At 58.1% G+C, this 20023-nt stretch carries 17 protein-coding genes; 11 read left to right on the forward strand and 6 right to left on the reverse strand.

Annotated elements, in window-relative coordinates; genetic code table 11:
• The first annotated feature begins 64 nt into the window (after positions 1-64).
• The 3 genes from WG936_RS04650 to WG936_RS04660 all read left to right on the forward strand — a co-directional run bounded on the left by WG936_RS04650 (position 65) and on the right by WG936_RS04660 (position 3703).
• Positions 65-877 (forward strand): exodeoxyribonuclease III, encoded by an 813-nt coding sequence (locus tag WG936_RS04650; protein WP_339564013.1) that lies wholly within the window; start codon positions 65-67, stop codon positions 875-877.
• Positions 878-2380, forward strand: coding sequence for a cardiolipin synthase (gene cls / locus WG936_RS04655; RefSeq protein WP_339564014.1), 1503 nt, complete (start codon positions 878-880; stop codon positions 2378-2380).
• A gap of 75 nt (positions 2381-2455) precedes the next feature.
• Positions 2456-3703 carry a Na/Pi symporter gene (locus WG936_RS04660; RefSeq protein WP_339572220.1) on the forward strand — a complete coding sequence of 416 codons (1248 nt, stop codon included), beginning with the start codon at positions 2456-2458 and terminating at the stop codon, positions 3701-3703.
• A 25-nt stretch (positions 3704-3728) separates the two neighbouring features.
• On the opposite strand, the gene WG936_RS04665 is transcribed toward WG936_RS04660, so the two are convergent.
• From WG936_RS04665 to WG936_RS04675, 3 genes are read right to left on the reverse strand one after another with little or no spacing between them, the layout of a single operon-like run.
• The gene (locus tag WG936_RS04665; RefSeq protein ID WP_339572221.1) at positions 3729-4517 is read right to left on the reverse strand and encodes a hypothetical protein; all 789 of its coding nucleotides are present in this window, start codon (positions 4515-4517) and stop codon (positions 3729-3731) included.
• A 3-nt stretch (positions 4518-4520) separates the two neighbouring features.
• Entirely contained in the window at positions 4521-5447 is a 927-nt protein-coding gene (locus WG936_RS04670; RefSeq protein ID WP_339572222.1) for an ABC transporter ATP-binding protein, read from the reverse strand.
• A 58-nt stretch (positions 5448-5505) separates the two neighbouring features.
• Entirely contained in the window at positions 5506-5997 is a 492-nt protein-coding gene (locus WG936_RS04675; protein ID WP_339564018.1) for an NUDIX hydrolase, read from the reverse strand.
• A gap of 134 nt (positions 5998-6131) precedes the next feature.
• Here WG936_RS04675 and WG936_RS04680 point away from each other — a divergent pair, with 134 nt between their 5' ends.
• The 3 genes from WG936_RS04680 to WG936_RS04690 are packed head-to-tail and all read left to right on the forward strand — an operon-like array spanning position 6132 to position 11069.
• Positions 6132-7670, forward strand: a complete 1539-nt coding sequence (locus WG936_RS04680; protein WP_339564019.1) for a hypothetical protein — start codon at positions 6132-6134, stop codon at positions 7668-7670.
• Positions 7670-8659, forward strand: coding sequence for a glutamate ABC transporter substrate-binding protein (locus WG936_RS04685; RefSeq protein WP_339572223.1), 990 nt, complete (start codon positions 7670-7672; stop codon positions 8657-8659). Before WG936_RS04680 ends, WG936_RS04685 begins: the two co-directional genes overlap by 1 nt.
• Entirely contained in the window at positions 8652-11069 is a 2418-nt protein-coding gene (locus tag WG936_RS04690; RefSeq protein WP_339572224.1) for a serine/threonine protein kinase, read from the forward strand. Before WG936_RS04685 ends, WG936_RS04690 begins: the two co-directional genes overlap by 8 nt.
• A 112-nt stretch (positions 11070-11181) precedes the next feature.
• Here WG936_RS04690 and WG936_RS04695 read toward each other — a convergent pair whose 3' ends face one another.
• Both WG936_RS04695 and pta read right to left on the reverse strand, forming a co-directional pair.
• Positions 11182-12381, reverse strand: a complete 1200-nt coding sequence (locus WG936_RS04695; RefSeq protein WP_339564022.1) for an acetate kinase — start codon at positions 12379-12381, stop codon at positions 11182-11184.
• Position 12382: 1 nt separating this feature from the next.
• A complete protein-coding gene (pta, locus tag WG936_RS04700; RefSeq protein ID WP_445227930.1) occupies positions 12383-13732 on the reverse strand; it encodes a phosphate acetyltransferase in 1350 nt (449 codons plus the stop codon).
• A gap of 203 nt (positions 13733-13935) precedes the next feature.
• Here pta and WG936_RS04705 point away from each other — a divergent pair, with 203 nt between their 5' ends.
• The 5 genes from WG936_RS04705 (at position 13936) to WG936_RS04725 (ending at position 18781) form a co-directional block, all read left to right on the forward strand.
• The gene (locus tag WG936_RS04705; protein ID WP_339572226.1) at positions 13936-15294 is read left to right on the forward strand and encodes an FAD-dependent oxidoreductase; all 1359 of its coding nucleotides are present in this window, start codon (positions 13936-13938) and stop codon (positions 15292-15294) included.
• 120 nt (positions 15295-15414) lie between these two features.
• Complete coding sequence (locus WG936_RS04710; RefSeq protein ID WP_339564025.1) at positions 15415-15882, forward strand: GNAT family N-acetyltransferase; 468 nt, start codon at positions 15415-15417, stop codon at positions 15880-15882.
• A 1-nt stretch (position 15883) separates the two neighbouring features.
• A complete protein-coding gene (locus WG936_RS04715; RefSeq protein WP_339572227.1) occupies positions 15884-16324 on the forward strand; it encodes a GNAT family N-acetyltransferase in 441 nt (146 codons plus the stop codon).
• A 95-nt stretch (positions 16325-16419) separates the two neighbouring features.
• On the forward strand, positions 16420-18168 hold the full coding sequence (locus tag WG936_RS04720) for a ribonucleoside triphosphate reductase (protein WP_445227931.1): 1749 nt from the start codon (positions 16420-16422) through the stop codon (positions 18166-18168).
• Entirely contained in the window at positions 18146-18781 is a 636-nt protein-coding gene (locus tag WG936_RS04725; protein ID WP_339564028.1) for an anaerobic ribonucleoside-triphosphate reductase activating protein, read from the forward strand. The genes WG936_RS04720 and WG936_RS04725 overlap by 23 nt, the downstream gene beginning before the upstream one ends.
• Here WG936_RS04725 and purT read toward each other — a convergent pair.
• Positions 18778-19986, reverse strand: coding sequence for a formate-dependent phosphoribosylglycinamide formyltransferase (purT, locus tag WG936_RS04730; protein WP_339564029.1), 1209 nt, complete (start codon positions 19984-19986; stop codon positions 18778-18780). The two genes, WG936_RS04725 and purT, sit on opposite strands and share 4 nt — an antisense overlap.
• Between the last annotated feature and the right edge of the window lie 37 nt (positions 19987-20023).

The raw sequence follows: 20023 nt of genomic DNA on the forward strand, positions 1-20023 counted from the left end.
TTATCCAACGCCCAAGTGCGCTGAAAAGTTCCACCTATCCAGAAGAGGCAGCTAGGGTGTAACTATGCGCATCGCCACATGGAACGTTAACTCTGTGCGGACGCGAATCAACCGCGTCACCGATTTTTTAACCCGCCACGACATCGACGTTCTTGCCTTGCAGGAAACTAAAACAACAGATAAGAACTTTCCCTATGCAGCATTCCGCGAGCTCGGCTACGAGGTCGCCCACTTTGGACTCAACCAGTGGAACGGCGTGGCCATCGCATCCCGTGTCGGACTCAGCGACGTAACCACCCATTTCCCCGGCCAGCCTGGCTTCCATAAGGATCCCAACGAGCCACAAGACATCGAGGCCCGGGCTATCGGAGCGACTTGTGATGGCGTGCGAATCTGGAGCCTGTACGTGCCAAACGGTCGGGAGATTGCCGACCCCCACTACGATTACAAGCTTCGCTGGCTCGATGCCCTCGCTAACGCGGTAGCGGATGAGCTACGCACCACCCCGGAACGTCAGCTGGTGCTCCTCGGCGACTTCAACATCGCTCCGCGCGATGAGGATGTCTGGGACATCAGCTATTTCGACGGCAAAACCCACGTCACCGAACCGGAACGCGCCGCCTTCGAACAACTCCTTGAGTCCGGACTGAGCGAGGTTACGCGCAGCTTCACCGAAGGAAAATTCACCTACTGGGACTACGTGCAGATGCGCTTCCAGCGGGGACAGGGCATGCGGATTGACTTCCAGTTGGCGTCGAAAAGCATGCAACCCACCGCCGGGTTTATCGATAGCGAGGAGCGCGCCACCAAGGGGGCCTCGGATCACGCGCCCGTCGTGGTTGACTACAGCACCGCTCGAATCGACGACGTTCGCTAAATGTTCAGCTTCACCCTGTTTGACTTCGGCACTGCCACCTGGTGGCAAACCACGTTGATGATCCTGGACTACGGCATCAAGCTCCTTGCCATCGGTATTGTCCCGGAAGGCCGTAAACCAGCGGCTTCCAGTGCCTGGCTGCTGGCCATCTTGCTTATTCCGATCGTCGGGCTACCACTGTTCCTGCTCATGGGCAGCCCATATATTAACCGGCGGCGCCACCGGATCCAGCGCGAATCCGACGCCATGATTCGAGATGTTCAGGCACATATCCCCGATGTACCGCCGCAGACTCTGCTCAGCCCGGAGCTCGAGTCCATCATTCGACTCAACCGCCGGCTCACGCGTCTCCCCGCAGTCACCGGTATCAATCATGGGCTGTACTCGGACTACCACGAATGCCTCGCTGCCATGATCCGCGCAGTGGACAACGCTAAAAAGACTGTTCACGTGCAGATTTACATCATCGCATGGGATGACACCACCGACCCGTTCTTCCGTGCGTTGGAACGCGCCGCTGCCCGTGGCGTCCAGGTGCGCTTGCTCTTCGACCACGTTGGATCCTGGAAGTACCCGGGCTATTGGAAGCTGGGCCGTCGCCTCAACTCCATCGGCATCGAGTGGCATCTCACCTTGCCGCTGCAGCCATGGAAGTGGCGTTTCCGCCGCCCTGATCTGCGCAATCACCGCAAGATGCTGCTTATCGACGGCTACCGGGGCTTCATCGGCAGCCAGAATATGATCGACCCCAGCTATCTGCTGCATGGTAACCGGCGCCGCGGACTGCATTGGATGGACACTATGGTTGAGCTCACCGGCCCGGTTGTTTCCTCCATGGAAATGGTTTTCGCCGTCGATTGGTACTCCGAGAGCAACGAGGCCCTGGCCCTGCCCGAAACCGGTTCCGGACCGCAACTGCCAGAAAGCTCCAAAACAGACATCAACGTCTTACAACTCGTCCCCTCCGGCCCCGGCTACACCACGGAGCCCAACCTACGTCTATTCAACTCGGTGGTACACCACGCCAAAGAACGACTGATCCTCTGTAGCCCCTACTTCATTCCCGATGAGACACTGCTGGAGGCTGTCACAACCGCATGCTACCGCGGCGTGAAGGTAGAACTCTACGTCAATGAACGTGGTGACCAATTCATCGTTAGCCATGCACAGTCCAGCTATTATGCTGCCCTGCTCGAGGCCGGGGTGACCATCTACCGTTACCCAGCCCCGGCGATCCTCCACTCCAAGTACCTGATCGCCGACCCCGGATCCGAAGACGCCGTGGGAGTCCTTGGCTCTTCCAACATGGACATGCGTAGCTTTGGCTTGAACTACGAGGTATCACTGCTGGTCGCACACGGAAACATCCTCGATGACCTCGAACAGCTCACGGAAACCTACCGAGCAGCTTCCACCATTCTCACCCGCGAAGAATGGAGCAAACGCCCGATCCTGAAACGCTATGTAGACAATGTGATGCGACTGACTTCCGCCCTGCAGTAATTACCTTTTGTCTGCGAATGAGCATCAGGTAACCTGAGAATGAACAAAAGGTGACGAACGTAAATGGAGGTTGCGGTGGCGACACAGCTTCCTGCAGTCGTTCAAAAACTCCACCTGCCGGGCACGGTGCACTACATCAATCCACGGCTCATCCCCCATGAAGAAGACGAGCTTCTCATTTCCGGATTCGGACGCATGGTGCGCTGGTTCGGGGTGGCCTGTTGCATCTTCGCTCTGATCATTGCCATCAATTTGGTGACTGATGGTGTACAGGCACTCGGCATATCGGTGATGTCCGACCTAGTTGCCCGTGCTACCAATCCGCTACTAGCGGTACTCATCGGGGTGCTGTCCACCTTCATCGTGCAATCCTCCACCATCGTCACCACGGTGACAGTCGCGGCCGTCGGCTCCGGTTTAGTGCCCTTGGATCTAGCGGTCATGCTCATCATGGGCGCGAACCTGGGCACCTGCTTCACCGCGCAACTCGTCTCCTTCGGATTGTTCCGCAGGAAACAAAACTTCACCCCGGCTATTGCGGCAGCAATGACCCACTGGTGGTTTAACTTCTTCTCAATATTCGCCTTCTTCTTCATCGAGTTGCTTTTCCATCCACTAACACGCGTGTCGGCCTGGTTGACTGATGCCCTGTTAGGATCCCCTGACGCCCCGATACCCACCACCGGCTTAGTGGCTCAAGTAGTACGCCCCATCGTTCGCGCCATTGGTGTGGAAGGCCTCATCGGCCGCCTAGCAACTCCGGCGTTGGCGGCGACTGCGTGCATTCTGCTCGGCATCTTGGCTATTACTCTGGCGGTCCAACTGACCACCATCTTGTTTTCAGACATCATGGCTGCCAGCTCAAGAATCATGTTGGAAAACTCCGCGCGCCGAGAAAACAACGTGATCAGTATCAAGAACTTTTTGGTTGGCCTCGGCCTCACCTTAATGACGCACTCTTCTTCTGCGACAGTGTGTTCGGTGGTGCCCATCGCAGGTACCCGCAGTATCTCGTTACGCTCCGCCTTTTCCATCATCTTGGGCGCAAACCTGGGCACCACGCTCACCGCAGTGCTATCCGTATTCGCCTTGAGCGGAGATTTCAGCGCCGTGGCAATGCAGGCCGCCCTGATCCACGTACTTTTCAACGCCACTGGGGTAGCCACCGTCTTTTTGGTTCGCCCCGTGGGTAGCGCGATCATATCCCTCTCGGAATTCAGCGCCGCACAGAGTGCGAAAGCCCCCGCCCTCGCACTCTTGGCTATCATTGCCAGCTACACGCTCGTGCCGGCCTTATTCATTGCAGCAGACGCCCTGCGCTAACCGAGTTCGGCGCCCGCAGGCGTCGCTAAGCATCGCGCCGCAGCAACAGCACAATGCCAGCGATATAAATGACCAGCGCCCAGGCTGCGAAGTAGGCCAGGGAACCGTAGCAGGCCATAGAACCAAGACGATCCCACGGCACCTCTGGAATGCTCTCACCGTAGTAGAACGCACTGAGGTTCTTGAACGGTCCATAAGGGGCGACTTTTTGGCCCCACTTTGGCAGCAGTGGTAAGACCATAGGCTCCAATGCCATGAACCAGCCCAGGATGATGACAATCACTGCAGTTGCCGAGCGCAGCAGCCACGCCATCCCCTGCGCCAACAGGATGAACATCATCGCATAGATCGGCGTTTTCCACAGGTAAGGCAGCATTTTCTCATGAGTGAGAGTGAGCTCAGGCCCCAGCTCCGCCCCCACGATCAGTCGGACGATTGGCACACCAATAGCGAAAGCGAGTACAGAAAACACGATTGCGACGATCGACATCGCGACGTACTTAGCCAGCGCCACAATCAGCCGATTAGGGACCGCCTGAAACGTCACAGAAATATACTTTTGGGCGTATTCATTCGTCACCATGATGACGGACATGATCGCCAAGACGAGCCCGCCGCCCATGTTCATACTTTGGGCCACAGTTTTGGCATCCATCAGCATCGGACCACCCTGCTCGTTAGAGAAGGCGCTAAATAGGAAGGCAGACAATGCGCCGAAGCCCACCGTCATCAGCACATAAAATACCGTGTTGCCCCAGAAGGATCGAACACTCAGCAGCTTGGTGAACTCTGCACGTAGGGTATTGAAAAACATGGGCTACTCCCCCGCCTTATCGGTACGGTACTGGACGGAATCGCCCGTCATGGTGATGAAAGCATCCTCCAACGAAGCCTTACGCTCCGAGAGTTGCTGCAACAGGATGCCGGTGGAATACGCCAGGGCGCCAATATAGTCGGTCGTTTGATCGTCGATAACCAACACTGGGCGACCTTCCTCATCGGTCTCCTTGGCATAGACGATCTGTTCTTCGCCCAACACCGCCTCGAACTCCTGCATATTTTCACTACGCACCAACACGTGTGTTTTGGAGGAATTCTTCACAAAGTCATAGGTTGTGGTTTCTGCTATCAACCTGCCCTGACCGATCACCACCAGGTCATCCGCAGTGAGAGCCATTTCCGACAGCATATGAGAACTCACCAATACGCTGCGTCCCTCCGCCGCAAGGGATTTAAGGAAGCTGCGCACCCAGCGAATACCCTCTGGATCAAGACCATTGACCGGCTCGTCTAAGATCAGCACCCCCGGATCGCCGATCAGCGCGGTAGCGAGACCCAAGCGCTGCCCCATACCGAGCGAAAAACCACCAGCTGACTTACCCGCCACTTCAGAAAGACCAACCAGTCCCAGCACTTCGTCGACACGGGAGGATGGAATGCCATTTGACTGCGCAATCCACTTGAGATGCTTCGCGGCGCTGCGGTTAGGATGCACCGCCTTGGCGTCAAGCAGCGTACCAACCTCACGCAGGGGATTCTTCAAATCCTTATAATGCTTACCGTCGATCAGTGCGATGCCCTCAGTGGGCCGATCCAGGCCCACGATCATGCGCATGGTAGTTGATTTTCCCGCACCATTCGGACCGAGAAAACCGGTAACAACACCGGGCTTCACCGCGAATGTGAGGTCATCAACAGCTCGCACCTTTCCGTAGTGCTTGCTCAAGTTGGTTACTTCAATCATGTCCACCAGTGTTACACAATTTGCATCCCGAGCAGCACGCTGTGCATCAATTGTGATCTTAGGGTGCTGGTACTGCTGCCAAGATCTCCGGTAACGCCAGTTGAAATGCAGGTAGCAAGTTTAACTCTTGCAGTGCGCCCAGTGGCACCCAGCGCAGCTCCAAGGATTCCTCATTGGACACCACCGGCAGCTCGGTCGGGGTCATGGCCACCACTGTGGCATAGGTCCAGCCATGAGAAAGCTCAGGGCGTTGCGGATCTTCTGCAAAAGGGCCGTCAGTAGTGAGCTCCTTGATCACCGCAATAGACGCAGTGGAGATACCGGTTTCCTCGACGGCCTCGCGCATCGCGGCCTCGGCAGCAGTTTCATGAGAGTCACGGGCACCACCCGGTATCCCCCAGGTACCGCCATCTGCCGTCCAATGTGCTCGATGCTGCATCAGCACCGTACGAGTAGTCGTGGAAACTAGAAATAGACCTGCCGCACCGAATTTCCCCCAGCGGCGCGAACCTCCGGGCCCCGCAGACCAGCCATCACCATCGCCTTTCATACTCACCCAGCATAGCCACTAATCCGTGCAGAAAGGCGCAGAAAGGCATTGAAACGAAACGGCATCAGCAAGCGATATTACTTTGGACACCTGTTTCTAACCCTGCGACGAACAGAAAGAACTATCCTGCAACTATGACTGATGTGCAGCAGCGCCGCGAGCCGGTGACCGTCGTGCTTCGCGAGGCCTCCGAGCGATCGACGTCAGCAAGCACGTCTACATCGCGAGAGCAGCCTCAACCAGCGTCGCACGCTCCTCAGTCTCGGCTTTCCGCCACGGGCTCCGAGGACCGTTGGCTGGATGTCCACGGCGCTGCCGAGTACTCCCGTACGATTTCCACTCGTCTCAAAGACTCCATCAGTCTGCCAGCGCTGTGGTCCCGGCGGATTCGGACGTTTGCCAACACCACCATCGGCATGATGACTCTGATTACGTTAGTTTTAACTGTCGCGTTGCTTGCCGCTGGCATTTCAATGTCGCGTTCGACGGAAAGCCGCCAATCAGAACTAGGAACGCTGGTCAACAACTCTGAACCACGATCCGCGACGGCTCAAGACCTCTTCACTTCATTGTCGCTGGCGGACACCATCGCAACTACTGGATTCGTGCAGGCTGGCGTGGAGCTGCCTTCCACCCGCGATCGCTACCAACGCGCGATTCAGCGCTCCGCTGCCGCAGCCACCCAAACCGCAGCCGGACTTGAACAGGGCCCCACGCGAGAACTCGAGTTGATCACTCAGATTCAGACGCAGTTGCCCTCCTACACGGCTTTGGTGGAAACAGCTCGGACAAACAACCGTCTCGGCAATCCGGTTGGCGTGGCGTACATGTCCGAAGCCTCGTCTTTGATGCGTTCCTCCATACTTCCGGCAGCCAGTGAGCTGCTGGACATCTCCAATAGCAAGGTAAATCACCAACAACGCGAGCTGGCCCAACCACAGTGGATCCCGATCTCGGGCCTGGTAGCCGCTCTTGTGCTGCTCACTATTTCCCAGCGTTGGCTGGCTAACCACACCCGCCGCCGCTTGAACAAAGGGTTCCTCACCGCGACCGCATTCATGCTGACGGCACTGTTGTGGGTAGCCGCCGCCAACGGCATGACCTGGTATTCCGGTGCCAAGGGATACAACGAGGCTGCCGCACCGCTCGGCGCGCTCACCAACGCGCGTGTCCTAGCGCAACAGGCACGCACCGCCGAAACCATGGCGCTCGTCCGACGCGAGACCTCTGCCGAATCCATCGAAGACTTCGGCATGGTCATGGGCAGCGTCCGCAACGCGATGCAGGAATACCAGCAATCCGATTTGGCCAGCCGAGAGGCCAACTCGAAGGACGCAGAGGACATCATCAATGCTCTAAATGACTGGGAGGCAACACACCAAAAGCTGCGAAGAGCGTTAGATAATGGCGCCTACAACGATGCCATTGGCATCGCATTTCATAGCCACGAATCTAACGGGCCGAACTCCGATGGCACCACTGCCGCATCATTCGACGCTGTCGACTCGGGTTTGGCGCGATTGATGAATGATGCGCGCCTGAGTTTGCGCAGTTACCTGGACAGCGGACTCATGGCCACCCGATGGGTGTCTACATTGGTATTGGTGTTGTCCATTGCATCCGTTGCAGCAATCTGGTTGGGTATTCGCCCGCGACTGCAGGAGTACCTCTAATGACGTCGAAACGCATGCTGCTGCCGTTGTTGGCAAGTCTCACCTTGGCTTCCTGCTCTGCGGCACCGGAAGCCACCGGACCGGCCCCGCAACCAACATTCAATCCCGTACTGCCCGCAGGTTCACAGTTTGAGGGAGCGGGCGCGGTGCCCGCCGAGCAACCAATGTTTGACAACCTACTGGGCAGTTTGAAACCGGACGATAAGAAGCCGGAAGAGCGCGTCCCTGGGATCGTGGGTCGCGGACGACTGATCGTAGGCGTGGATCAGTCGCAAAACCTGCTGAGCTTCCGGGATCCTGTCACGGGCGAACTACGTGGCTTCGAAGTAGAACTGGCGCGGGAAATAGCCAAAGACATCTTTGGCAACCCTGACAACATTGACTTCCGTTATGTGGATCAAAGTGAGAGCGTAAAATCGCTGGAATCCGGCCAGGTGGATCTCATTTTGCGCTCGATCTCGATCACCCGAGCAGCACAGGAGCAGGTGTTTTTCTCTGTTCCTTATCTCTCGACCGGCACCCGCATGCTGGTGTTGGAGTCTTCCGGCATTGGCTCGATACAGGACCTGGGTGGACGCACCGCATGTGCGCTGAAGGATTCCACCGCTATCCAACTGATTCGGCAGAATAATCCAGCCGCGAACATCATGTCGACCAGCGCCTGGGCGGACTGCCTGGTTCTCCTGCAACAAGGTAATGTTGATGCCATCGTGGGCCACGACACCACCTTGGCCGGCATGGCGGCGCAGGACCCCTATCTGCGAATTGTCGGTACGTCCTTGAGTCTGGAAAACTACGGCGTTGCTATGGCCAAACCGAACACCCGGCAGAATACTGAGGGCCTGATCCGCCAAGTCAACTCGACTATCGAGCGAATCGTGGGTGATGGCACATGGTGGGAGATGTACAACCGTTGGCTCGCCGTCTATCAATTCATTAAGGGCCCGCCGCCCCTGATCTACCGCGATGAGAAAGACAGCCATGAGTGAACACGAGATGCCCCCCGAGACTCGTACTGAAGCGGTGGCGTACGATCCCTTCGCTGAGGACGACGCCGAGCTTGACATGCAGGTGCTTATCGACGACCTCGGCCAGCTTCGCGACGCCACGCAACACACCTCTGCACAGTCAGCACCGCAAACTTCCGCAGTCCCTTTCGATCCCTTTGCAGATGATGAAGACGAGGACGTAGAGCTCAATACCGCTGCAGTATTGTCCGTCGCGGGGATGTCTGTGCCGCCACCGGCAGAAGATGTGAATTCCCGTAGCCGACGCCAAGCGCTATCCACGTTCCGCGAGCGCCGTGGCACCACCCGTGCTGGTCGTGTCGTAGCCGATGGCATGGTGCAGTTGCCGTTCGTGAAGATCAAGAATCCAACTGAGGCGATCATTGAACCGGATCCGCGCGTCAAACCTCCGACGCTCAAGCCCGGCGATATCGTGGCTAGCCAGTACGAGGTTCTCGGCGTAATCGCGCACGGTGGCATGGGCTGGATCTACATTGCCAATGACCGCAATGTCTCTGGTCGTTGGGTGGTCCTCAAGGGCATGATCCCCGGCGGCAACCCACGTGACCACGGCACAGCGGAGGCGGAACGAGAGTTCCTGGCGGACATCACGCACCCCGAGATCGTCAAGATTTACAACTTCATCGATGACCCCCGCGTGCCTGGCGGCTTCATCGTCATGGAGTACGTTGGTGGCCCATCGCTGCTCGATCGTCGGCGCGAGCTGCCCGGTAATGTCCTCCCCGTCGATATCGCTATCGCCTACATCCTTGAGGTCCTGCCCGCGCTGGAATACCTTCACTCCCGCGGCGTGGTGTACAACGACCTCAAACCTGACAACATCATCGTCACTGAGGATCAGGTGAAGCTTATCGATCTGGGCGCGGTGTCTGGAATCGGTGCCTTCGGCTACATCTACGGTACAAAGGGCTACCAGGCTCCCGAGGTATCCACTTCGGGGCCGTCTGTGGCCTCCGACATTTATACTGTGGGCCGCACGCTAGCTGCCTTGGTGTGCCGCCTCCCGGTGGTGGACGGCTACTTTGCCGAGGATCTGCCAACTCCGTTCGAGGAACCACTGTTCCGCCGTCACCTCTCGCTGTATCGCCTGCTGCTCCGCGCCACGCATGAAGACCCCACTATGCGGTTTCGTGACATCCACGAGCTGCGCACCCAACTCTATGGTGTGCTCCGCGAAATCCTCGCCGTCCGCGATGGCAAACAGTTTCCCGCCCAGCACTCGCTGTTCTCGCCACAGCGCACCACCTTCGGCACCAAGCATTTGGTGTTCCGTACCGACCAACTGATCGATGGCATTGAACGCACTGTCCGCATCACCTCCCCAGAAGTGGTCGCGGCGCTCCCCACCCCGCTCATCGATCGCACCGATATTGGTGCCCCCATGCTCTCGGGTTCCTCATACGCCGAGCCTTTGGAAGCTTTGGAGACCTTGCGGCAAGCAATGACTTCACCCGAGTACGCAGAATCTGCCGAGATTCCCCTCGGCATCGTCCGCGCGCTGCTAGACCTCGGCTTCGTCTCTGAAGCACGTAACTGGCTGCAGACGCTAGCCCCGAGCATGCGTCGCGACTGGCGCTTCCAGTGGCATTCCGGCGTGACTGCCCTGCTTCTCGACGACTTTGCTGTCGCCCAAACCCACTTCAACCAGGTTCTTTCTATCCTCCCAGGTGAAGCCGCGCCAAAGCTGGCCTTGGCAGCGGTGGATGAGCTTTTGCTCCAGCAGGCTGGCCTCGAGTCGACGGCGCTACTCACCCCGGAGGTGGCTCGATCCACCGCAGAACTTGGCTCTTCTATGGCTGATTTGGACTTGACCTTCCTCAGCAACCTGGAAAACACTTGGTCCCACATCACCTCCGATCCGATGTCGCTGCGTTTCCATTCGCTGCGGCTCTATCGGCTCGTCTGGGCTACCAACCCCACCACCGTCTCTTCTGCTTTCGGCATGGCCCGCCAGCTCATGGCGGAAAAACAGCCTGAGCTCGCGATCACGGCCCTGGACCGAGTGCCCCAGAACTCTCGCCACCACCGCATGGCGCGACTGACCACAATTTTGCTGCTCATCTCAATAGAGCTATCCGAGTCCCGCATCCGCCGCGCCGCCCGCAGGCTCGAGGAGATCCCGACCAATGAGCCACGCCTGCTCCAGATCCGGGTCGCGGTCCTCAATGCAGGTTTATCGTGGCTGCGCACGAATAACTTGACGGAGGCCGCGAGCCACAACGACCTCTTTGATTACCCGTTCACCCAAACGGGCCTGCGCACTGGACTAGAGGAAACCCTTCGTTTGCTGGCGCGTTCTGCCCCCTTTGCGCGACACCGCTACACTCTCGTCGATATGGCAAACGCGGTGCGACCGACAACCTGGTTCTAGCGCACTTCCGACACGCTATAAACCTAAGGACGGCCCAGGCGATTGTGCCTGGGCCGTCCTTAGGTTCTTGCCTGAAGGCCGTCGTAATCGTCGGCCTGTCTCAGATTAAGAGTTAGTTTGCGCCTGCCAGCGCTACCGCGTACTGAGCAATCGCAAGCTCTTCGTTCGTCGGTACGACGCACACCTTGACCTTGGATTCTGGCTTAGAGATGATGCGTGGTTCGGAGGAACGGACCTTGTTGAGCTCTGGGTCAATTTCGATGCCGTACATCTCCAAGTCTGCGAGAGCATCTGCGCGCACGAAGTTGTCGTTTTCGCCAACACCAGCGGTGAAGGTGATGGCGTCGACACGCCCGAGGGCGATCATGTAGGAGCCGATGTACTTCCGCAGGTTGTGGATGTAGACGTTGTAAGCAAGCCAGGCGTCAGGATCTTCATCGTCGATCATCTGGCGCAGTTCACGGAAATCGTTCACACCGGAAATGCCCTTAACACCGGACTTCTTATTCAGCAGCTCATCGACCTCATCCACGGACATTCCGTTACGCAGGAGGTGGAATACGATGCCGGGGTCGATGTCGCCAGAGCGGGTACCCATCACGATGCCGGCGAGCGGCGTCATACCCATCGAGGTATCAACTGCGCGACCGTTGTGTACTGCGGAAATCGACGCACCGTTACCGAGGTGGCAAACGATCTGATGGGTGTGCTCTGGATCGCGACCGATCAGAGCTGGCACCTGCTGAGAGACGTACTCGTGACTGGTCCCGTGGAAGCCATAGCGACGAATACCCTGCTTGCCAGCAACGTCTGCGTTGATGGCGTAGAGCGCTGCAGCTGGTGGCAATGAGTGGAAGAAGCCAGTGTCAAACACCGCGATGTGCGGAATGTTTGGCAGCAGTTTGCGAGCAACCTCGATACCAACAATGTTGGCGGGGTTGTGTAGCGGCGCGAGCGGAACGAGATCACGAACCATGCCGAGGATCTCATCAGTGATGACTGCAGGCTGCGAGAACAGCAATCCGCCGTGTACAACACGGTGGCCAACTGCGGAAATCTCCACGTTAGCTGGACCGATTCCGTGCTGGTCAAGGAGCTCAAAAACTCGGTTTAGGCCAACGCCATGATCAGGAATCGGAAGTTCCTCAACCCACTTTTCCCCGCCATGCTTGACGGTGATGCGGCCTACGGGCTCGCCGACCTGTTCCACCAAGCCAGATGCGAAGGGCTCAGCAGTAGCGTCTGCAGATGGGTCCAGGATCTGGAACTTCAGGGAAGAGGAACCTGAGTTGAGAACGAGAGCGAGGGTCAACTTATTTTCCTCCAGCCTGAATGGCGGTGATAGCAACGGTATTGATGATGTCCGCGACGGTCGCCCCGCGGGAAAGGTCGTTCACAGGCTTGTTCAGTCCCTGCAGAATCGGGCCCACTGCAAGTGCGTGCCCGGTGCGCTGCGCAGTCTTGTAGCCAATGTTGCCGGCCTCAAGGTCTGGGAAGATGAACACATTTGCCTTGCCAGCGACAGCGGAATCCGGCATCTTCTTAGCGGCGACGGATGGGTCGACAGCGGAGTCGAACTGCAGCGGACCGTCGACAGTGAGTTCTGAATCCAACTCATGAGCCTTTGCGACGGCCGCAGTGGCGCGGTCTACGTCAGGGCCAGAGCCGGAGGTACCGGTGGAGTAGGACAGCATGGCCACGCGTGGCTCAATGCCGAACTGCGCCGCGGTGCGCGCGGAAACAACGGCGATTTCGCCGAGCTGATCCGCAGTTGGGTTCGGGTTCACGGCACAGTCGCCGAAAGCCCACAGGCGTCCGCGCATGACCATAAGGAAGATGGAAGAGACCACAGAGGCCTCTGGCACAGTCTTGATGATCTGGAAGGAAGGCTTGATCGTGTGTGCAGTGGTGTGGTTAGCACCGGAGACCATGCCGTCAGCAAGGCCCTTTTGCACCATCATCGTGGCGAAGTAGGAAATGTCCCGCATCGTTTCGCGAGCTTGTTCTTCCGTGACGCCCTTGTGCTTGCGCAGCTCGTGGAAGTCAGCGGCGAATTCCTCGGCTAGTGGCGTGGTGAGGTGATCGACCAACGAAGCCTTGGACAGGTCCAAGCCGAGTTCGGCGGCGCGGCTGTTGATGGCAGCTGGATCGCCGAGGATGGTCAGGCGCACGGTGTCATCGACCAGCAGGGCGTGAGCTGCTTGGAGGATGCGGTCATCGTCGCCCTCTGGGAGCACGACATGAGAGTTGGCGTTCTTGGCGCGTTCCAGCAGCCACGCCTCGAATACCTCGGCGCTCATGACTGGTTCTACATCTTGGTCAATTGCCGGTAGTTCTTGGCCTTCGCTGAAGACACCAAGAACGGTGGCGCCAAGGTCCTCGGCGTGTGTCACGGAGAGGTCGGCGCGCGGGGTGCGCTCGTCGGCGAGGATGATCATTCCGACTCCCAATGCGGCGGCAGCCTTAGCATCGTAGTCAATGGAGCCGGTACCGAGAAGAAGGACGGGTCCTTCAGTCAAGGGGCGGGACGCCAGCACTTCGGAAAGCTCGGCGACGCCGTCGATAAGCGGGCGAACCTTCAGGTTGTAGGCGTGAGCGAGGGCATCGATATCGAAGCCGTCAAGCGTCCTACCGACGGACGTTAGGAGGACCGATTTAGTCACGTGAGTCCTTTCTGCAAACTTTGTTAAATGGCACATTTAGGTAATAGGTGTGATTCTCAACGCGATTCTACTTCAGGTGTTGCGTTTCGACACATTCGCGCCTTTTATTGATGGAATTTTCGCGCGGGAGATTGGGTCCCCGCAGCTGCTGCCGTAGACTAAATGCACTAACTGAACTCTATTTTTAAGGACGCTATCCACCTATGTCTCGACCGCTTCGCGTTGCTGTAATCGGCGCCGGCCCTGCCGGCATCTACGCTTCCGACATCTTGATGAAGTCGGGCCAAGAGGTATTGATCGATCTGTATGAGCGCATGCCGGCACCATTCGGCTTGATCCGCTACGGTGTCGCACCCGATCATCCTCGCATCAAGGGCATCGTGAATTCCCTCCACCGCGTTCTCGACCGTGATGAACTTCGCCTGCTGGGCAACATTGAAATCGGCAAAGACATCACCGTTGAAGAACTCCGCGAGTTCTATGACGCGATCGTCTTCTCCACTGGCGCTACGCTCGACCGTGACCTCGAAATCCCGGGCATCGACCTCGAGGGCTCCTACGGCGCTGCTGACTTCGTCGGTTTCTATGACGGCAACCCCAACTTCAAACGCACCTGGGACCTCTCGGCTACATCCACCGCCGTGATTGGCGTAGGCAATGTTGGTTTGGATGTCGCACGCATCCTGGCAAAGACTGCCGATGAACTCCACGTCACGGAGATCCCCGACAACGTCTATGAGACCTTGAAGTCCAACCAGGCCACGGAAGTGCACGTCTTCGGACGCCGCGGCCCAGCGCAGGCCAAGTTCACCCCGCTGGAACTGAAGGAACTGGATCACTCCCCGAACATCGAGGTAATCGTCGACCCAGAAGACATTGACTACGATGCCGCCTCAGAGCAGGCCCGTCGCGATTCGAAGTCCGTAGACCTGGTGTGCCAGACGCTTGAAGGTTATGCGATGCGCGAACCAAAGGGCGCGCCGCACAAGCTGTACATTCACTTCTTCGAGTCCCCAGTGGAGATCATCGGCGCGGACGGCAAGGTCACCGGACTCAAGACTGAGCGCATGCAGCTCGACGGCAACGGCGGGGTCACCGGAACCGGTACCTTCACCGAGTGGCCGGTCCAATCCGTTTACCGCGCCGTGGGCTACAAGTCCGACGAGATGCCGGAAGTGCCTTTCGACGCCAGCCGCAACGTCATCCGTAACGACGGTGGCCATGTCATTACCCACGCCGGGGAGATCGTTCCTGGCCTGTACGCCACCGGCTGGATCAAACGTGGCCCAGTTGGTCTCATCGGCAACACCAAATCCGATGCCAAGGAAACCACCGACATGCTCCTGGCTGACTACGCTGCCGGCACTCTGACCGCACCTTCCTCGCCATCTCTGGACGCAGTCACGGAGTTCCTGGATAAGCGCGGAGTCGCGTACACCACCTGGGACGGTTGGTACCAACTAGATGCCGCCGAGAAGGCACTAGGCGAATCCGAAGGACGCGAGCGCAAAAAGATCGTCGAATGGGACGAAATGTTAAAGCACGCGCGCGGGAATCAATAGCCCCGTCGATCTGCTATTTTGCCGGCGATAACCACATTTTCAGCTTCGGCCCTGTGGTTTTCGCCGGCTTTTTGTAATTTTCGTGGCGAGGCACGGTTTTTCACAATTAGACTCGCGCGCATGGATTACCACATGCAAGTTTCGCAGCTCAAAGACCTCAGCGCGCTTGAGGTTCATGAAATCTATAAGCTGCGCGTGGGCATTTTTGTACACGAGCAAAACACGGCTTACAAAGAGGTCGATGAAATTGATGTCCTGCCCTCCACTAAGCACATCCTGGTGTGGTCATCTCAGAATAAAGAGGAGCTCCTCGGCAACATTCGGGTGTATGAAGATGCTGTAGAAGGCCAAGATGTCATGCGCTTGGGACGTGTCTGCGTCGCAGAATCAGAACGCGGTACGGGTCTGGCTAAGAATCTGATGGAGTACACCATTAACTACGCCGACGAAACCTTCCCAGAAAAGAACTTGGTCCTCGACGCACGTACTCCCCTGGTGCGCTGGTACGAAAAGTTCGGCTTCCGCAAGATCGCCGAGGAATACCCCTTCGCAGACATCACTCTGACCCCAATGATGAAGTTGCACTAGTGTGCTGACGTCCCCCCTCGCTGAATTAACTCCCTATCAGTGCTTTCAGCTGTTTAAGCTGCGCGTTGACATTTTCGTCGTAGAGCAACAATGCGCCTACGAAGAAATTGATGAGGTCGACGCACTGGCTTCAACTCGGCATGTCCTAGCTTTCGACGGCCCATCGCTGGCCGGCGCTGCACGTGTTTTTCCTGACGCGGAAGGACACACCTGGCACATCGGTCGGCTTTGCGTAGCACCGCCCTACCGGGGCTCAGGATTGGCCACACAGATCATGCAGACGTGTCTCGAACTGTGTGAGGGGCCGGCCTCGCTCACCGCGCAGTCCCCACTCGTGGATTATTATGCGGCTTTCGGGTTCCAGCCCTCTGGTCCCGAATTCGATTGGGATGGGATTCCTCATACTCCGATGCGGCTTCGCGAAGGTAGCGAGCGCGTCTAGCTGCGGAAACTACCGCCGTCGCTCAGGTGAGACAAAAAGTTCCCGGGATAAATCTCACGCTTACACCGTTGTAATTCGGCCTTATGGTAGTGAGCGTGACTCTAATCGACCCCACCCATACCATCAATGAATACCTGTCGCGCGAAGACTGGCGCGTCAATGCGAACGCCAACCAGGACTACTCGCTCGGTGGGCTCATCCTCAACGCTTCCGGCAAGATGATCGCCAACTACTGGCTCGATAACATCTTCAGCGAGGAAGCAGCCATCGCGCATCGCGAGGGCGACATCCACATTCATGACCTGGACATGCTCGGCGGATACTGCGCCGGCTGGTCTCTCCGACAACTACTTACCGAGGGCTTCGGCGGTGTTCCCGGCGCGATTTCCTCCCGCCCACCAGAGCACTTATCGAGCGCTCTGGGCCAAATGGTGAACTTCCTGGGCACGCTCCAAAATGAATGGGCCGGTGCCCAGGCATTCTCCTCCGTAGACACGTATCTGGCACCCTATGTACGGGTAGACAACCTCAACTATGACCAGATCAAGCAGTGTTTCCAGGAGTTTGTCTATAACCTCAATGTGCCTTCACGCTGGGGAACCCAGACCCCGTTCACCAATGTCACCCTCGACTGGACCTGCCCAGAGGATCTGCGCACCGAGCACCCGTTGATCGGCGATACCGTGTGCGACTTCACCTACGGGGACCTCCATGCCGAGATGGACCTGATCAACCGCGCCTTCATCGAGGTTCTCTCCGAAGGTGATGCCGATGGTCGTCCATTCACCTTCCCGATCCCTACGTACAACATCACTAAGGACTTCGACTGGGATTCGGAAAACGCAGCAGCGCTCTTCGAAATGACCGCTAAGTACGGCCTGCCTTACTTCCAGAACTTCGTCAACTCTGAGTTGGATCCTGGCATGATCCGCTCGATGTGCTGTCGCCTGCAGCTAGACCTGCGTGAGCTCCTCAAGCGCGGCAATGGGCTGTTTGGCAGCGCTGAGCACACCGGCTCCATCGGAGTAGTCACGCTGAATTGCGCGCGACTGGGCTACCGCTGCGAAAGCGAAGAAGAGTTGCTGAGCGAGGTCTCCCGTCTGGTGGCTATCGGCGTCGATACGCTGGAGCGCCGACGCGCTACGGTGGCGAACCTGCTGGATGCGGGCCTATACCCCTACACCGCCCGCTGGCTGCCGACCTTGGATAATCACTTCTCCACCATTGGCGTCAATGGTGTCAACGAGATGATCCGAAACTTCAATGGCGAAACCGTCGCGTCCAATCCGGAACTGGCACTTCGACTTCTGCAGCACATTAATGATCTGCTCGTCGCGGCGCAGGAGGCCACCGGACATCTGTATAACCTAGAGGCCACGCCTGCGGAGGGCACTACTTACCGTTTTGCTCGCGTTGACCAGCAGCTTTATCCTGACATTATCCAGGCCGGCACCCCGGACCAGCCTTATTACACCAACTCAACGCAGCTGCCTGTCGCACATACGCCTGACCCCTTTGAGGCACTCGAGCTACAGGAGGAACTGCAGACCCAATACACCGGCGGTACAGTGCTGCACCTCTACATGGGCGCAGCGCTCACAACCGGTGACGAAGCCGCATTGCTGGTTCGGCGTGCCTTGTCTCGCTTCCGTCTGCCGTACATCACGATCACTCCGACTTATTCCATCTGTCCTTCCCACGGCTATCTCGCCGGTGAGGTGCCGGAATGCCACTGCGGTCGCGAGACCGAGGTCTGGACGCGCGTAATGGGTTATTTCCGGCCGGTGGCCAGCTTCAACACCGGCAAGAAGGGCGAATTCCGTGAGCGGGTCTACTTCCATTAGCCTGCCCCTGGCTGGAGTTATCCCCTTCTCCGCCACGGACTGGCCCGGCCATCTCACGGTCACGGCATTCACTCAGGGCTGCCCGCTGGCATGCCCTTATTGCCACAACCCTGCGCTTCAAACCGTCGGCGGCGGGCAGCCCTTCGAATCGGTTCTGCCGCTGCTGGAAAAGCGACGCGGGCTTATCGACGCCCTGGTCATTTCCGGCGGGGAGCCCACCATGCACGCGGGGCTAGGAGAGGCAATTTCTGCAGTCCACGCCGCTGGTTTTCCCGTTGGGTTACATACTTGCGGGTACCGCCCCTCGGCGATGAAAGCGTTGCTCGAGTCTTCGGCCACCACCCCGGATTGGGTCGGGCTCGATGTCAAGGGGTTGCCGGAGGACTGCCAGGAAGAACTAGGCATAGCGCCACGTGCGGCGGAGGGGTGTTGGGAAACACTGTCACGGCTGCAAGCTGCCGGGGTGGATCTCCAAGTACGCACCACCGTGTGGCGAGGCTCCACGATCGAGCGCCATGTGCCGCAGCTTCGCGAGCGAGTCCAGAGCTACGGCGTAGATCTGGTGGTACAACAGGCCCGCAATGTCGATGCTACGGGCCAGTTTCGAGGCTAGTGCTCTGCCACGGTAACCGCTTGAGCGGCCGTGGTGGCGCGATCCCGCGCAGCCTCGACGGATTCTCCAGTAGCAACTGCCACACCCATTCGGCGTTTGCTACCCGCGAGTGGCTTACCGAAGAGCCTCAGGTCAGCTTCCGGCACGGCTAGGGCCTCGGCCACGCCCGAGTACTGCACCGGCCCCTCAGAGGAACCATAAATGACGGCGGATGCGCCCGGCGAGGTGAGAGTGACATCAACAGGCAAGCCGAGGATAGCGCGTGCATGCAGTTCAAACTCGGAGAAGCGCTGCGAGGCCAGCGTTACCAGGCCAGTATCGTGTGGTCGAGGTGAAACCTCGGAGAAATAGACATCATCACCATCGATGAAGAGCTCCACCCCGAACACGCCGCGGCCGCCCAGGGCACCGGTGATCCGAGCCGCTACTGAACGAGCGTTCTCTAGGGCTACCTCAGACATCGGCATCGGCTGCCACGACTCCACGTAGTCGCCGTCCACCTGCCGGTGGCCGATGGGCTCACAGAACCAGGTGGCATCCTTGCCAGTAGCCGGGTCAATTGACCGAACGGTAAGCAGAGTGATCTCATAATCGAACTTCACAAAGGACTCGATGATGACGCGACCCGAGTCCACTCGGCCACCGGACATCGCATATTCCCAAGAGCCTTGAATATCTTCGGCGGAATGCACCACCGACTGTCCTTTTCCGGAAGAACTCATCACTGGCTTGATTACGCAGGGATAGCCGATGCGCTCAACAGCTGCTGAGAACTCTTCGAAAGTAGACGCAAATTCGTACTTGGACGTTGGCAAGCCAAGTTCCTCGGCTGCCAGGCAGCGAATGCCTTCTCGGTTCATGGTCAGCTGGGTGGCCCGCGCAGTGGGGATCACTGTGGCAGTGCCAGCTTCTTCCACAGCGGCGAGGGCCTCGGTGGCAATGGCTTCGATCTCCGGAACCACAAAGTCAGGCTTGACCTGTTCGATCAGCTCCTCCACGGCTTGAACAGAGGTCATATCGATCACGTATGAAGAATGCGCCACCTGGTGCGCAGGAGCATTGGCGTAGCGGTCCACGGCATGAACTTCAACGCCTAGTCGCTGTAGCGCGATGGTTACTTCTTTGCCGAGTTCGCCGGAGCCAAGCAGCATGACTCGGGTGGCGTTTGGGGACAGTGGGGTGCCGATTTTTTCCGGAGTGTACATGGGAAAAGTATAAGCCCCCGAAGGTGCGGACGGGCCA

The organism is Corynebacterium sp. H127 (assembly GCF_037482665.1).
Taxonomy (GTDB): Bacteria; Actinomycetota; Actinomycetes; order Mycobacteriales; family Mycobacteriaceae; genus Corynebacterium.